This window comes from Streptomyces sp. NPDC051776, assembly GCF_040681345.1.
Taxonomy (GTDB): Bacteria; Actinomycetota; Actinomycetes; order Streptomycetales; family Streptomycetaceae; genus Streptomyces.
This window is the reverse complement of sequence record NZ_JBFAYQ010000021.1, coordinates 107,725-122,332: the sequence shown is the minus strand read 5'-3', so window position 1 is coordinate 122,332 and position 14,608 is coordinate 107,725. Positions and strand designations below refer to the sequence as shown.

The window sequence follows — 14,608 nt, the reverse complement described above, 5'->3', positions numbered from 1 at the left end:
CCGTCACTCCCCGGTCGGCAGCGGGTCCGGGCCGGGCCGGCCACGAGACCAGAGGCGCCGGAAGTGTTCTCCGGAACTCGGGCTAGTACGAGAGCCCGTAGCCGATCGGGTACAGCACCTGGGCCGGGTCGTCCGCGCGCGGCACCGGAACCGGCAGCCTGCCCACCGGCTTCGCCCTGCCCGCCACGACGCGTGCCGCCGCCCGCAGTTCGACGTCGGTCCAGGAGTACGCCGCCAGCGACGCCCCGGCACCGGCGCCGCCGAGCCGTGCGATGTCGTACGGATTGCGGATGGCGATGTGCACCACCGGCACGTCCGTTGCCGCGAGCGCCGAGACCAGCGTGCGCTGCGAGGAACCGGCGGGGACGTTGTACGTCAGGACCACCACCGCGTCCTTGCCCCGCGCCGCCGCGACGGCCTCGTCGATCTTCGCCTGCGTGGGGTTGGGCTGGGTCCCCGTGCTCGTGGACAGCGCGGTGGCCGTGAAGCCCAGCTCCGTCAGCGCCTTGGCGACGGTGGCGGTCGGCGGGCCGCCGGTTCCCGAGGGCGCGGCCGGGTCGACGCCGACCACGAGCACCTCACGGTGCTTGCGCCTCGACAGCGGCAGCAGACGGTTCTCGTTGACCAGCAGGGTGGTGGTCCGCTCGGCGATCCCGTCCGCCGCTTTGAGGTGCGCCCGGGCCCCCACGACCCGGTCCACCTCCGCGTGGCTGACGTACGGCTCGGTGAACAGGCCTCGGCGCGCTTTGAGTTCCAGGATGCGCAGGACCGAGGTGTCGAGGCGCTCCTCCTCGATCTCGCCGCCCCGCACGGCATCGAGGAGCGCGTTCCAGGCCACCGCCAGGTCCGGCGGGTTGAGGAGCTGGTCCACGCCGGCCTTGATCGCCAGCACCGGCACGCGATCGTCACCGTACTTCTGCCGTACGCCCGCCATGCCGAGCGAGTCGGTGACCACGACACCGTCGTAGCCGAGCCGTTCGCGCAGGATGCCGGTGAGGATCGGACGGGAGAGGGTCGCCGGGTCGTCGGCGGGGTCCAGGGCGGGGAACAGCAGATGCGCCGTCATGATGGAGTCGATGCCCGCGGCGATCGCGGCCTTGAACGGCGGTGCGTCCAGCTCCTCCCACTGCTGCGCTGTGTGGGTGATGAGCGGGAGCCCGTAGTGGCTGTCGGTTGCGGTGTCGCCGTGCCCCGGGAAGTGCTTCGCGGTGGCCGCGACGCCGGCGCTCTGATAGCCCTGCACCTGCGCGGTGACCAGCGAGGCCACGGCCTTCGGGTCCGCACCGAAGGACCGCACGCCGATGACCGGGTTGGCCGGGTTCACATTGACGTCCGCGACAGGCGCGTAGTCCTGTTTGATGCCCAGTGCCGCCAGTTCGGTCCCGGCGATCCGCGCGGCGTTGCGGGCGTCGGCGCGCGAGGCGTGCGCGCCCAGGGCCATCGCTCCGGGCAGCAGCGTGGCGGGCGCGCCCACACGAGCCACTATTCCGTGTTCCTGGTCGGTGGAGATGAGCAGCGGTACGGGCGTGGGCTGGGCGAGTCCGGCCTTCTGGATGCCGTTGGACAGGGACGCGATCTGGTGCGGATCACGGGTGTTGTGCGCCCAGGTGAAGTAGATGATGCCGCCGACGTGGTACTTCGCGATGAGTTCGGCGGCGTTGGCGACCCCGATCTCCTTCTTGTTCAGCTCGACGTCGGCCGGGTCGGGGTCGGTCGCCGAGTGCCCGTAGACCCGCATCACGAAGAGCTGGCCGACCTTCTCCTCCGGACTCATCCGGGAGACGAGGTTGCGGAGCTTGGTGCGGTCCACGGGTGAGGGCGGGCGCGCGGCGTGCGCGGGAGACGTGGCAGCGGCGAGAGAGGCGGCGGTGGTGACGGCGGTGGCGCCGGCCAGAACGGAGCGTCTGGACGGTCGCGGTCCTTGGGCGGGCGTTTCTTCGTGAGGCACGTGCGCTCCTTCCCGAAAGGAGGTGCGTGGCGGCGGGGTGAAGGAAACTTCCAGGATTGGTCAGGAAACAGCGATAGCCGGAAAGTTAGTGCCAGTCAATGGGAAGCGCCGAGAACGGCCGACCCCGGCGGAACCCGCCGTGGGACTCGGTCGTCCGTCCGCCGTGCGGATCCGTCTCCCAGGGGGCCCGCTACTTCGGCGTGCGGGTCGTGCTCCGCCGCCCGGGCAGACGCATCGTCAGCAGCTTGGCGCGGGGGGCCAGGCGCTGCGCCATCGCGAAGACCGAGTCCGTGCGTGACCGGTCCGAGTCCAGCACCGTGAAGAGGTTCACCCCGAGGTAGAAGGTGATCGCCGCGTTGGCGAGATCGCGGGGCGGGGTGAGCCGCGCGAGCGGCGAGCCGCCGATCACCCGCTCCAGGGTCTCCTCGATGAACGCGAGCCACGGCTCCGCCCGTCGCGCCACCTGCTCGCGCAGCTCCGGCTTGGCGATGGCGGCGGCCACCAGCTCCGTGAACAGCGTGATGTGGCCGCCCTCGAGGTCGTCGCGGTAGATGCGGGTGGCGGCCTCGGCGAGTTCCTCCAGTGTGGTGACGTCCGCGACGGTGGCGCGGTGCCGGGTCATCCGCTCCGCCGACGACCGGTCCAGGGCCGCGAGCAGGAGCTGGTCGACGCCGCCGAAGTGGTAGAAGACCAGCGCCGAGTTGACCCCCGCTTCCTTGGTGATGGTGCGGGCGCTGGTGCCGCCGTACCCGTGGGCTTTCAGCACCACGATCGCCGCATCGATGAGCCGGTCCTTGGTGTCCGCCGACATTGACCTTCCTTTCGCCGTTCCTTCATCATACGGTTTAATCGAGTGGTTAAACCGATCGATGCAATCGACTGATCAAACAGAAGGGCCGGGTGGAAGCGATGGAGCGGGACAGGGAGGGGCAGGGCGGGGAGACCGCCCGGATATCGGCGGCGCGCGTGCGGCTGGCCACGGTGCTGCTGGTCCTCTTCGCGGCGATGCTGCTCTACAAGGTGCTGCATGCCGGGCACTTGGAGCAGACGGCGCTCTTCTACGTGGGCCTGCCCGCGTTCATCGCGCTCTCCGTATCCGTCCGGGCCCGCCCCAGGAGCGCCACGGGCACGGCCCTCGCGTCCGTTACCATCGGGCTCGCGCTCGCCGGACCGCTGCTGAACGAGGGCGTCGTCTGCCTCGTCATGGCCGCACCGCTCTTCTACCTCCTCGCCTTGATCATCGGCTGCAGCGTGGACCGCGCCCGCCAGTACAGGGACCGCGGATACGGCGGGGCCGGCCGGGCCCACGCCGCGGTGACCCTTCCCCTTCTCGCTCTGCTGCTGGCGGAGGGCACCGGGATCTACGAACTACCGCGTGACAGCGCTGCCACCGTGACCCGTACGGTCGCCGTGAGCCCGGCGGAGTACGAGGCGGCGCTCGCCGCCACGCCCCGCTTCGCCGCACCCGAGCCGCTGTTCCTGCGCGCCGTCCCCTTCCCGCGCCCGCAGCGGGCCGAAGGGTCGGGGCTCGACGTCGGCGACGCACGCGTCATCGCCTTCAACCCGCGCAAGGGGCTGGGCATCGGGGCCCGGCCGACGCCCCGCGCGATGCGCCTGGTGGTCGCGGAACGGTCTGCCGGCCGGGTCGTGTTCCGGATCGAGGAGGACACCACCCTGGCGCGCTGGCTCGCGCTCGGCTCGGCGGAGGTGGAGTGGGCGCCCGCCGCAGGGGGAGGCACGGAGGCGAGCTGGACGCTGCACTACCGCCGTACCTACGACCCGGGCTGGTACTTCGGTCCGCTGCAGAAGTACGGCATGGAGCAGGCCGCCGCGTATCTGTCGGACACCTTCGCCGCGGGAGCGCGGCGATGACCCCGGCGGCCCGCGCCGCCCTCCGCCCGTCGGAAGCGGTCCGGACGCACTCGGTGGAGGAGGCCGGACCGCGTCCGGTTGAGCGGGTCTGCCCGGCGGAGGAGGCCCGAGCGCGCCCGGCGGATGCGCTGCTGTCGCGTCCGGTGGAAGCGCCGGAGCAGCCGTCGGAGGAGGAGGCGGTGGAGGCATGAGCGGCACCGGGGCCGCGCTCGTCCGCGCCGCCTGTCTCTTCGTACCTCTCGCCGGGACCGCCGCGGTCGCGGGCGTCCGGCCGCCCGGGCGCCCCGCGGTCGGCGCGGCGATCCTGGCCACCACCTGGAACGCCGTCTGGTTGCCCGCCGTCAACCTCCTTGCCGTCCAGTGGGGTTGGTGGTCCTTCCACACCGAGGGAGGCACGGTGTCCGGACTGCCGGTCGACCTGCTGCTGGGCTGGGCGCTCCTGTGGGGCGCGCTGCCCGTGCTCGCCGGTGCGGACCGACTTCCGCTCCCGCTCGTCGTGGCCGGGCTCGCCTGGCTCGACCTGGCGGCGATGCCGTTCGCCGCGCCGGTGGTACGCCTGGGCGGCGGCTGGCTCGCGGGCGAAGCCCTCGCCGTGGCGGCCGCCCTGGTGCCGGGCCTGCTCCTCGCCCGCTGGACCCTGCGCAGGCAGCGGCTGCCGGTGCGGGCCGGGATGCAGGTGCTGCTCAGCGGCGTCCTGATGTTCGCCCTTCCCGTGGGACTGCTGCGGCCCGCGCTGCCGGGGGGAACCGTCGGCGCGGTGCTGACCGCCCAGGTGCTCGCCGTCCCGATGCTGCTCGGCGTCGCGGCGGTGCGGGAGTTCGTGCAGCGCGGCGGTGGTACACCCGTTCCGTACGATCCGCCGGTCCGGCTCGTGAACAGCGGTCCGTACGCGTATGTGCGCAACCCCATGCAGCTCTCTGTCGCATCCGGTTACGCCCTGCTCGCGCTGATCGCCCTCGACTGGCGGGCGGCCGCGGCCACGGCCGTCGCGTTCGCATACGGCGCCGGGCTCGCCGACTGGCACGAGGGCGAGGGGCTGCGGGCGGCCCACGGTGAGCGGTGGACCGCCTACCGCGCGGGAGTCCGCGCGTGGCTCCCCCGGTTGCGCCCCTGGTCCGGCACCGCGACCGCCCGCCTCTACGTCGCCGAAACGTGCGGCCCCTGCAGCCGGTTCGGCCGCTGGGTCGCGCGGCGCCGTCCGGTCGGGCTGGAACTGATCGCGGCCGAGGACCATCCGAAGCGGCTGCGCCGGATGACGTACGAGACGGACGACGGCACCGTACGGGCCGACGGCATCGCCGCATTCGCCAGGATGCTCGCCCATCTGCACTTGGGGTGGGCCCTGTTGGGCTGGGCGCTCTCGGTCCCGGGCGTGCGCTGGTTCGCCCAGCTCTGCGCCGACGCCCTGGGGGCGGGGCCGCGGGACATCCCGCACCGTACGGCGGGCGGCCCGTCCGCGGCGGTCCCGGCCCGGTGCAGCCTGGAGCCGCGCGGGTGAGCGGGGCGTGCACGCGGTGGCGGACCGTTCTCCTGCTCAGGAGATGAGTAGAGCTTTCTCTTTTGACGCGACCTCTTGGCTGCCTACGTTCCCCGAGGGGCTGGGAGGTGCTGACGGGATCCGGGGAGGGAGCTTTGTGGGAGACGGCATGGCTGCGGCTGCGGAGGGGTCTCCGTGTGCCCGCGCCGTTGATCCTCCTGCCGCAGGCCGAGGGGGTCGAGGACGTCGGCCTGGTGACGCTGCGTCCCGCGGAGTCCGCGGCCGAGGCCCAGGGCGACGTTCTCGGGCACTTGTACAGGACCCACCGGTTGTCCCTCGTACGACTGGCCGTCCTGCTGGTGGGCGATCATGCGACGGCCGAGGACGTGGTGCAGGACGCGTTCGCGGCGGTGTGCCGCAGATGGCGCGCGCTCGATGACGGCACGAGCAAGGTGCCCTATCTCAGGCGGGCCGTGGTCAACCGGGCCCGGTCGGTGCTGCGGAGGCGCCGGGTCGCCGACGCGTTCCGCCCGGAACAGCAGCACCATGCTCCGTCCGCGGAGGACGCGGTCCTGCTGGCCGACGAACACCGGGAAATGCTGGCCGCGTTGCGCCTGCTGGCCCCCCGGCAACGGGAGATCCTGGTGTTGCGGTACTGGGCGGGGCTGTCGGAGGCGGAGATCGCCGAGACGATGGGCATCTCCAAAGGCGCGGTGAAGTCGATGGCTCATCGGTCGCTGGCCGCGCTGCGCAAGCGGCTGGGGGACTGACCCGTACGTCTTCCGGGAGATCAGTCCGAGGTTTCCCGAGGCAACGTTCCCCGGCTTCGCGCGCGTTGCGGCCGCATGCCGGGGCCCGATGGAGGATCCGATGGAGCCGGAGTCACCGGAGACGGCGGCACTGGAAGAGCGGCTGCGGGCCGCACTGGCCGCCCGGTCGGCACTGGTGACCACGCAGTCGCTGCGGCCCGTGAAGACCTCCCCGGCCCGGCGGTGGCCGCGGACGGCGCTGGGCCTCGGGGCGGCGGTGGGCGCGGCGCTCCTCGTGGTCGTCACCGTGGTCACCCTCCCGAACCCTCCGGCCGAGCAGGAACGGGACGGTTCGGTGGCGGCCTCCCGCCGGGTCGACCTGCACGACCTGAGCTTCCAGGTACCCCGCGGCTGGACGGCCTGGCAGCCCGAGACGGGCGACCAGGCCTGCGTGCAGCCGCGAGGTGTCCCGCACGAGATGGACCCCTGCTGGGCCATGGGTGTTCAGGTCGTCACCGGGGCCGGCGAGCAGAACGGCAGCCTGGACGACGAGGACTGGCCCCGCACATGGTTGAACTGCTGGACCGCGGACGGACGGACGAACGCCTCCGATCCCATGACGGGCAGCCGCCTGATCGCCCGTGACTCCGTGCGGATATCCGGGCAGCGGGTCGCCTACCGGGCCTGGCGGGTGACCTGCCGGAGCGGCGAGGAGTTCACCTCCCGCCTGTGGTGGATCCCCCGCCACGACATCAGCATCCGCGCCCTGCACCTCGACTCCCGCGGGGCAACCCTGGCAGAGGAGCTCGTCTCCTCGATCGCTCTGCGCTGAGCCGTGGGCCCGGCCCGTCGGCGAAGAACCCGAGGAGATTTTTTCGTCTCCCGGGCAACCTTTGCGCGGCCCGCGCGTGTATCTCTCGGATCGACGTGACGATTCCGGGCCGGCGCACCCGTCGAGCCCGCCCACGACCACCGGCCGGGAACCCGGCCGGACCCCACTTGTGAACGAGGTATGCCCGTGACTTCCCGCTCCCGTGGCCTGATAGCCGCCGTCCTGCTGACCGGGGCGCTGGCCACCCTGCCCGCCTGCAACGACAAGGACTCCTCCGCCTCGGACACTTCGAACGGCAAGGACTCCTCCGCCTCGGACTCATCGGCCGGGAAGGCGGGTTCCGAACCCACCGCCGAGAAGACCGCGGGGGGCGGTGGGGGAGGGGGCTCCTCCTGCCGCAAGCTGGTCGCCACAGCCGAGGTTAAGGAAGCCGTGACCGACGCCTACCGGAAGGCGTTTCCGGTCTTCCAGCACATCAAGCCGACTCCTGGCGCCTTCTACTACGGCGAGTGCGGCAACCAATTCGCCGGTACGACGTTCGAGCTGACCCCGGGACACTCCGAAAAGGAGGGGGTCAACATGCAGGACGAAGGCGCCACCATGAAGTACTTCACCATCCAGGACGGAGAGTGGATGTTCATCGCTTCCGGCGCGGAGGAACTGGCCAAGGGCTGCACCGCGGTCAAGGAGATCCCCGCCGAGTTGGCAAAGGTTTGGAACGACTGCCCGGTCGGGTGATCGCGGCCCCGCCCGAGCGCCGCGCCATCGAAGGTGGGGAGCGCGGCAGCTCGGCCGGTGGAGGCGTGGCCCCTCGGGATCCCGCGCCTCCCCCGGCCGGCGCCGACGCGCTCAGCCCAGCGCGTCGTTGTAGTGCAGGATCCGGTCGACCAGATCAGGGCCGGGGAAGTCCATCATGATCGTGCCGGTCTTCTTCAGACAACGCTGCGGTGCGCAGGGGGCGTTGACGCTCTCCAGATACGAGTATCCGCGGGAGTTCACGCCCTCGATGCCGAGAACCCCGCCCGCCACCGCGTCCGGAAACGCACCCAGGCTCGCTCCGCTGAAGTGCGTGACGTACATCTTTCCCGCCGACGGATTCCTCAGCTTCTCGAGCTGGGCCCTGGCGCCGTCCCAGCGGCGGGCGATGTCGAAGATCGTGGGCACCTCGTAGTGGTCCTCGATGTCCATGTCGGAGCGGGACCAGCGCAGCCCGAACGGCTCCGAGCTGTCGAAGTTCTGCAGAAAGACGATTTTGCCCCGGGTCTCGCCCAGGCGCGGGAACGGATCGTTCACGGACTTCGGCCTCCACAGGTACTGGCGCATCAGCCCTGCGGTCTCCGGGTTGCTCTCCACGTACCACTTGAGCGTCTGCTCGAAGGTCCTGGTGACGTTCTCCTCGGTGTGCTCCTGCTGGAGCCGCATGAGGACGGTCTCCCGGGGGTGCTCCTCGAGGAAGTCCGTGGTCTCCCGCAACACATCGGTGAAGTTCTTGTTGAGGTAGACCACGCCGTGGTGGATGGTGAAGACGTCCCCGATGTGCCGCAGCCGGATGTCCAATGCGCGGATGCCGGACCGGAGTTGCTGCGGAAGGTCGCTCTCCTGGGTCTCGGCGATCGGGGCGACGGCGCGGGCCATGGTGTCGTGGGTGCCCGGGATCGAGAGGTCCGTCAGGGCCGTGCCGTCGGGGAGCAGGCCCATCCAGTCGGGGTTCGAGGCCCGCTCCAGACCGTAGGTGTCGACGCCGTCGGTGGCGGCAGCGGGCGGCGCGGTGAGGCCGATGGTCGCCCCCGCGAGGGCGAGCGCGGCGAGCCAGAGAGCCGTCCGGCTACGGGGACGCTGCCGGACTCCGGTCCGGCGTACGGCGGTTCGCGATCGCGGGCCGTCACCGTCCTCGGGTTCACAGGGACCGGCGGGGTAGGGGTGGTACGGGGTGGGTGGGGGCGACGCTGCAGGGTACATCCTCAGCTCCTTGACTTCGTGGCTTGGGGGCGCGCACGGAGCCTCGGTCGCTGCGGTAGCGGAGCGACCGAGCTTCGGGTCACCTTGGCGTAACCCGAAGCCGGAGGGAATGCTTTGTACCTATTCCGTCGTGGTGAATTCGCCTGACTTCACGCCGGAGATGAACGCGGTCCAGGCCGAGTTGGTGAAGAGGAGCGCGGGGCCGTGCGGGTCCTTGCTGTCCCGGACGGGTACGACCCCGGGGCAGCCGTCGGCCACCTCAACGCACTCTCCTCCCGCCCCATTGCTGTAACTGCTCCTGCGCCAGTCAGCCGTGCTCAGGTCCTGGGTGGTCGGCATGACGTCCAATCCTCCAGTGCCGCTCGGATCAGCGCCTCGGATTCGCGAGGCGAGAGGGCCATTGCCCTGAGCAGATCGTAGGACTCACGCCGCTCGGCGACCCCACTGCGGTCCTCGATGATCGTGCCCGAACGGCTGCCCTCCTCGTAGGCCACGAGTGGTTGGTCGGGGAGGGTGTAGAGCGTCAGGGAGCCGCCGAGTAATTCCGGGTGCTCGCCTGCCACAAACGGCAGGATCTGCAGCGTGATGCTTGGCTCGGCGGCGCAACTGATGAGGCGGTTCAGCTGGTCTCGCATAATCCGGGCACCGCCGATCGGACGGCGCAGCACGGCTTCGTCCAGGACGAACCAGCAGCGTGGGGGCTTGATGCCCTTGAGCCGCTTCTGCCGGTCGATGCGTGCCGAAACCATGGCCTCGATCTCCGCTTCGGGGGCATGCGGTTGCACTCCTCGCATCAACCTCGTCGCGTACGCGGGGGTTTGGAGCAGGCCGGGAGCGGCCGCGCTCTGATACTGCTCGATGACCGAGGCCCGGCTCTCGATCTCGATGACGCGGCGGAACTTTCCCGGAAATGGCTCCTTCTTCGCGAGCTGGTGCAGGGCCACGAAAAACCCGTCCGTGCCGAAGCACGCGTCCAGGCTCGACGGCAGGTCGTCGTACGGCAGTGACTCCGCGCTCTCGATCCGGGCGAGGTGTGACTTGCTGTAGTTCAGCACCTCGGACAGCCGTCTCAGAGACATGCCCGTCTTGATCCGGTGGCGGCGGACTTCGGCGCCGAACAGGTCGCGCGCCGAGCGGTCCGGGGTGAGTTCCCGCGGTTCGAAGGTCATCGGCCCCTCCCTCCCTGTCCCATGACGGCCCGTGGGACAGCAAACCGCTGCCGAGCGTAGCCGCACTGGGCGACGATGGATGCACAGACCGTAATGGTTCGTCCGCGTGAGGCGGTCGAACGGGCCCCGGCGGTCGCTGCAACGACCCCGGGGCGTGGCCAACGCAAATCCAGGAGCGTCGACATGACGGAGCCTATGTCTCCGAGCCCCTCGTGGGTGAGGGCGTTTCCCGCCCCTCGCAGGTCCTGCCCCACAGGCGGTGCCCGCCGCACCGCAGGGCCTACGCCGCCGGCTGCCCGGACCTGGGCCAACGGCTCGGAGGCGGACGCGACATGAGCGAATCCGGAACGTCTGTGCCGGTCCGCATGTGTGTGCGCTGCCGGGCTACCACGGCCTCGCCGGTCGTGGTCCACGAGGTGCACGGGGCGAGCGGGCCGGGCTGGAACGTGTACGCCTGTCCCGCCTGTGCCCCGTACTTCCCGCCTGTGCCGGATCCGCTGCTGGTCCTCGAAGCCGCACAGCGGAACCGCCGCGGGGACGTGGGCCGGTGAGCACGCGTGGGGAGGGACAGCCGGACACGGGGCTCCGGTCGCGCATGACGCTGCGGATCCGCACGGTGACGCGCGAAGGTGCCGAAACGGGGCCGGTGACCGAGGTGCGTGTCGTGGCGGGGGACGCGGTCGACGTCCAGGCACTCGCCCAGGCATGGCCGCCGTGTGCCTGTCCTCGTCACCGTGGCCAGGGGGCGGACCGGTTGCGTGGCCCCGGTCCCGGCTCGTGAGGGGGGTGGCGTGGCAGTGCCTGCCGGGTTTCAGGCCGACTGGGCCAGCAGCCACGACAGATGGTCGCGGCCCCGATCCAGCAGATCCGGAAGGTCCCGGGCCTGTGGGTACCAGCGCTTCTCGTACTCCCAGCACAACCAGCCGTCCCAGCCCGCGCGGCTGAGCAGTTCCACCGACTCGGCGAGCGGCAGCACTCCCGCGCCGAGCGGGAGCGGGGTCGTGTCGTCGGCGGTGGCGATGTCCTTCACCTGGACGTAGCCGAGGTGCGGGGCGAGCACCGCATGGGTCGCGGCCGGGTCCTCGCCGCCGAGCCACGGGTGCATCACGTCCCAGACGGCGCCGACGCTGCGGTGGCCCACCAGGCCGAGTACGCGTGCCGCGTCCACGCCGCGGCGGTGCGAGTCGTGGGTCTCCAGGAGGATGCGGACGCCGAGGTCGGCGGCGTGTGGCGCGGCGGCCGCGAGACGGCGGGCGGCGATCAGGTCCGCCTCCTCGGCGGGGAGGCCGCCGCCACCGGGGAAGACGCGCACGTACGGGGCGCCCAGATCGCGGGCGAGGGCCAGCAGGGCGCCCAACTCGTCGATCACGGCCTCGTCGTCACCGGGTGCGGCCACGCGTGTGTATCCGGCGACCGTGAGGATCTCGACCCCCGAGGCCTTGAACTCATCGGCGACACCGGCCCGTTCGGAGAGCCCGAGAGCGGTGTTGACCGGCTCCTCGGGGTGCGCCCGCAGCTCCACGCCGTGATAGCCGCTGGCCGAGGCCAGCCGGACCACGTCCGCGACGGGCATCCCGGGCACTCCGAGGGTCGAGAAGGCGAGTTTCACGGCTGCTCCAGACGGACGGGGCGGACTGGCGGCTGCTCGGGGCGGGCGCCGGACCTTCACCCCGTACGGTGAACCGGCCGGGCGCCGCCGTCCCGCGCATCCGCGCGACGTGCACCAGGCACAGTGCCAGAAACCGGGCGCCCCCGGCTACGATCACGCGCGGCCCTGCCGGACCCCCGGCGCCCGTCGGCTGTCCCCGCTCAGGTCGGCGTCGTCAGATCCAGCCGCCAGTCCTGCCCCAGCAGCTCCGTCCCGTAGCTGTGGTGCCGCTCCTCGGCGACGAGTACGAAACCGGCCCGTGTGTAGAGCTTCCGGGCGGCGGTGAGAACGTCGTTGGTCCACAGCACCAGTTCGCGGTACCCGGCCTCGCGGGCGAACCGGACGCAGGTGCGGACGAGCAGGTCGCCGATCCCGTGACCGCGCGCGGCCGGGTCGACGAGCAGCAGGCGGAGGCGGGCGGTGTCCGGAGCCTCGTCCCGTACGCACATCACCGAACCGACCGGCGTGCCGTCGAGTTCGGCGATCCACACCCGCTCTCGCGCCGGGTCGCGGTGCTCGGCGTAGTCGGCGACGATGCGGGCGACCAGGGCCTCGAAGCGGGCGTTCCAGCCGTACTCGGAGGCGTAGAGCGCTCCGTGGGCGGAGACGATCCACCCGAGATCACCGGGACCGGGCTCCCGCAGCCGCACGTCCGGCCCTGCGGGGCGGGTGCCGAGCGTGGACCGCACGGTGCGCAGCGCACGGGTCACCTCCCGGATCTGGGCGCCGTTGCAGTGGTGGAGCAGTTCGGCCGTGGCCCGCCGGGACCGCTCGTCGAGGTCGGCGGCGGCGGCGCGTCCGGCTCCGGTGAGCCGGATCTGCTGGTGCCGGGCGTCACCGGCGAAGCGCTCCCGGGTGATCAGGCCGCGCTTCTCGAAGCGGCCGAGCATCCGGGAGAGGTGGGAGGCCGCGAGTCCCAGGTCCTCGCGCAGGCCCTGGACGTGGGTGAGATCGCGGCGCGCCAGCTCGTAGAGGACGCGCGCCTCACTGAGCGTGTACGGGGTGTGCAGCTTCTCGGGGTAGTCGAGGACGCCGATGAGCCGGGTGTAGACGCGGTTGAACGCACGGACCTCCGCCACCGCCGTATCGAGATCGTCGGACGTACCCATGCCGGGCCCCTTCCGTACGGCTCCGCAGAATTGCTTGACCCAATAGTTGCTCCCGGTCAAGCATTTTGTGAAGGGGTGCGGTCCCGGATCCGGGGCGTGGAGTTCGGCAGGGCTTGGCTCGCGGATGGGGGCGGCACTATGCCGCGGGCGGCGGGGCGGTCGACGCGCGAGCCATCACATCCGCGCGGATCGTGGCCACCCCGCCCGGCGGCGGGGTCTCGCGGCCCATCGCCAGGCGCCCCGCGCGGGCACCCGCGTCGTGCAGCGGCAGTCGTACGGTCGTGAGCGCGGGCACGGTGTCCACACTGAAGGGCAGGTCGTCGAAGCCCGCGACCGACACGTCCTCCGGTATGCGCAGACCGCTGTCGCGCACCGCCGCGCAGACGCCCAGCGCGATCGAGTCGTTGGCGGCGGCGATCGCGGTCAGGTCCGGGCCTCGGCGCAGGAGTTCGAGCGCGGCGTCGTAGCCGGACTCGCGGTCGTACGAGCCGTGGACGGTCAGCCGCGCCTGGTCCTCCTCGATTCCGGCGGCGGCGAGGGCCGAGAGATGTCCTTCGAGGCGGTGCCGGGTCGTGGAGCGGCCGACCGGGCCCGCGACGTAGCCGATCCGGCGGTGACCGAGGGCCAGTAGGTGCGCGGTCAGGCGCTGGGCACCTCCGCGGTTGTCGAAGGCGAGGGTGACGGCAGCGGCGGGGTCGCTGCCCTCCGCGCCGGGAACGGCCGTCAGCGGCGGCCGCCCGCACAGGACGATCCGGGTGCCCGCCGCGGACAGACGGCCGAGCTTCGCGGCCATGGCAGCGCTGTGTTCGGGGTCCTCGGCGGCACCGCCGGTGAGGACGACGGCGGCAGCGCGCTGGCGCTGGAGCAGGGTGAGGTAGGTGAGTTCACGCTCCGGGGATCCGCCGGTGTTGCACACCACGGCCAGCTTCTCGCATCCCCGCCCGTTGGGCTGCCCGGCGCCGATCTCGGACTGGGCCGCGCCGGCGATGATGCCGAAGAAGGGGTCGGCGATGTCGTTGACGAGGATGCCGACCAGGTCCGAGGTGGAGGCGGCGAGTGAACTCGCGGGGCCGTTGAGCACGTAGTCCAGTTCGTCGACGGCGCGCAGCACTCGGGCCCTGGTCGCCTCCGAGACGGGGTAGTTGCCGCTGAGTACCCGGGAGACCGTGGCCGAGGAGACCTGGGCGCGGGCCGCCACATCCGCCAGGGTCACTGCCATCGATGCCTCCGCGTGCCTGAGAGCCGTCAGTGGTGCGGAACGGAGAGCGCGGGGTCCCCTGTTCGACCGTCCGACACATGCTCTCACTTCGCGAGATGCGGTGTGTGCCGTTGGCCTCCTCCTGCTGTCCACCCCGGCCCCTCATGCGGGGAAGCGCTTTCTCGAGCGACAACGGTGAGAGCCTCGTGGAGCCGCGCGGGACTGCGGCGGGGCATGGGGGTGGAACGATATGGTCCGCCAGGCCTGCCGGTTGGGTCCCCGTCCCCGTCGGCCCGTCCGGCAGGCGGTACGCGGCGGCGACGGCCCGTCCGGTGCGCTCGGGCGTTGCCCGTGGGTGCCACCTCCCGGCCGGGGTGTTCGGTGTGGTCGGCGAACCCGCGGGAGGCAGCGAGCGGTTGCGGCCACATGTGTGCCCGGCATTTCCGGACCGGCGACATCCGGTCAACGGGACCTTGCCCGGAGCGCGTTCGGCCTCCCGGGCGGCCTTCCGGCCGTCACCGGGGGTACGTCTCGCACAAGTTGAGGCCCTCTTGATGGGCGGTAGCGCCCCCGGTTAACGTTGGCCGTCAGCAAGCGCTTGCTGCCTGTTTGTTCACTGTGCGGTCCGCCCGACGAGCGCACCGGAA

At 71.7% G+C, this 14,608-nt stretch carries 15 protein-coding genes; 7 read left to right on the top strand and 8 right to left on the bottom strand.

Annotation, left to right across the window (positions count from 1 at the left end; all coding sequences use genetic code 11):
• Positions 1–82 precede the first annotated feature (82 nt).
• Together AB0M26_RS18225 and AB0M26_RS18220 are read right to left on the bottom strand one after the other, a co-directional pair.
• Positions 83–1,948, bottom strand: coding sequence for a glycoside hydrolase family 3 N-terminal domain-containing protein (locus AB0M26_RS18225; protein ID WP_365261858.1), 1,866 nt, complete (start codon positions 1,946–1,948; stop codon positions 83–85).
• A gap of 190 nt (positions 1,949–2,138) precedes the next feature.
• Positions 2,139–2,759, bottom strand: a complete 621-nt coding sequence (locus tag AB0M26_RS18220) for a TetR family transcriptional regulator (RefSeq protein WP_365261855.1) — start codon at positions 2,757–2,759, stop codon at positions 2,139–2,141.
• 98 nt (positions 2,760–2,857) lie between these two features.
• Between AB0M26_RS18220 and AB0M26_RS18215 the strand changes: the two genes are divergently transcribed.
• The 6 genes from AB0M26_RS18215 to AB0M26_RS18190 all read left to right on the top strand — a co-directional run bounded on the left by AB0M26_RS18215 (position 2,858) and on the right by AB0M26_RS18190 (position 7,616).
• Complete coding sequence (locus AB0M26_RS18215; RefSeq protein WP_365261852.1) at positions 2,858–3,820, top strand: hypothetical protein; 963 nt, start codon at positions 2,858–2,860, stop codon at positions 3,818–3,820.
• Positions 3,817–4,011, top strand: coding sequence for a hypothetical protein (locus AB0M26_RS18210; protein ID WP_365261850.1), 195 nt, complete (start codon positions 3,817–3,819; stop codon positions 4,009–4,011). The genes AB0M26_RS18215 and AB0M26_RS18210 overlap by 4 nt, the downstream gene beginning before the upstream one ends.
• The gene (locus tag AB0M26_RS18205) at positions 4,008–5,318 is read left to right on the top strand and encodes an isoprenylcysteine carboxylmethyltransferase family protein (RefSeq protein WP_365261848.1); all 1,311 of its coding nucleotides are present in this window, start codon (positions 4,008–4,010) and stop codon (positions 5,316–5,318) included. Before AB0M26_RS18210 ends, AB0M26_RS18205 begins: the two co-directional genes overlap by 4 nt.
• Before the next feature lie 176 nt (positions 5,319–5,494).
• Complete coding sequence (locus AB0M26_RS18200) at positions 5,495–6,067, top strand: SigE family RNA polymerase sigma factor (RefSeq protein ID WP_365261845.1); 573 nt, start codon at positions 5,495–5,497, stop codon at positions 6,065–6,067.
• Between the two features lie 100 nt (positions 6,068–6,167).
• Positions 6,168–6,878: a hypothetical protein gene (locus AB0M26_RS18195; protein WP_365261842.1), complete on the top strand. Its 711-nt coding sequence runs from the start codon at positions 6,168–6,170 to the stop codon at positions 6,876–6,878.
• A gap of 186 nt (positions 6,879–7,064) precedes the next feature.
• Positions 7,065–7,616 (top strand): hypothetical protein, encoded by a 552-nt coding sequence (locus AB0M26_RS18190; protein ID WP_365261839.1) that lies wholly within the window; start codon positions 7,065–7,067, stop codon positions 7,614–7,616.
• A gap of 111 nt (positions 7,617–7,727) precedes the next feature.
• On the opposite strand, the gene AB0M26_RS18185 is transcribed toward AB0M26_RS18190, so the two are convergent.
• The 3 genes from AB0M26_RS18185 to AB0M26_RS18175 form a co-directional block, all read right to left on the bottom strand.
• On the bottom strand, positions 7,728–8,837 hold the full coding sequence (locus tag AB0M26_RS18185; RefSeq protein WP_365261836.1) for a phosphatidylinositol-specific phospholipase C: 1,110 nt from the start codon (positions 8,835–8,837) through the stop codon (positions 7,728–7,730).
• A gap of 120 nt (positions 8,838–8,957) precedes the next feature.
• Complete coding sequence (locus tag AB0M26_RS18180; protein ID WP_365261834.1) at positions 8,958–9,176, bottom strand: DUF397 domain-containing protein; 219 nt, start codon at positions 9,174–9,176, stop codon at positions 8,958–8,960.
• Positions 9,155–10,006: a helix-turn-helix transcriptional regulator gene (locus AB0M26_RS18175; protein ID WP_365261831.1), complete on the bottom strand. Its 852-nt coding sequence runs from the start codon at positions 10,004–10,006 to the stop codon at positions 9,155–9,157. Before AB0M26_RS18175 ends, AB0M26_RS18180 begins: the two co-directional genes overlap by 22 nt.
• A 332-nt stretch (positions 10,007–10,338) precedes the next feature.
• Between AB0M26_RS18175 and AB0M26_RS18170 the strand changes: the two genes are divergently transcribed.
• Positions 10,339–10,557: a hypothetical protein gene (locus AB0M26_RS18170; protein WP_365261828.1), complete on the top strand. Its 219-nt coding sequence runs from the start codon at positions 10,339–10,341 to the stop codon at positions 10,555–10,557.
• Between the two features lie 260 nt (positions 10,558–10,817).
• On the opposite strand, the gene AB0M26_RS18165 is transcribed toward AB0M26_RS18170, so the two are convergent.
• The 3 genes from AB0M26_RS18165 to AB0M26_RS18155 all read right to left on the bottom strand — a co-directional run bounded on the left by AB0M26_RS18165 (position 10,818) and on the right by AB0M26_RS18155 (position 13,982).
• Positions 10,818–11,615, bottom strand: coding sequence for a sugar phosphate isomerase/epimerase family protein (locus tag AB0M26_RS18165; protein ID WP_365261825.1), 798 nt, complete (start codon positions 11,613–11,615; stop codon positions 10,818–10,820).
• 200 nt (positions 11,616–11,815) lie between these two features.
• Positions 11,816–12,763: a helix-turn-helix domain-containing GNAT family N-acetyltransferase gene (locus AB0M26_RS18160; protein WP_365261822.1), complete on the bottom strand. Its 948-nt coding sequence runs from the start codon at positions 12,761–12,763 to the stop codon at positions 11,816–11,818.
• A gap of 136 nt (positions 12,764–12,899) precedes the next feature.
• On the bottom strand, positions 12,900–13,982 hold the full coding sequence (locus tag AB0M26_RS18155) for a LacI family DNA-binding transcriptional regulator (protein WP_365261819.1): 1,083 nt from the start codon (positions 13,980–13,982) through the stop codon (positions 12,900–12,902).
• Positions 13,983–14,608 lie beyond the last annotated feature (626 nt).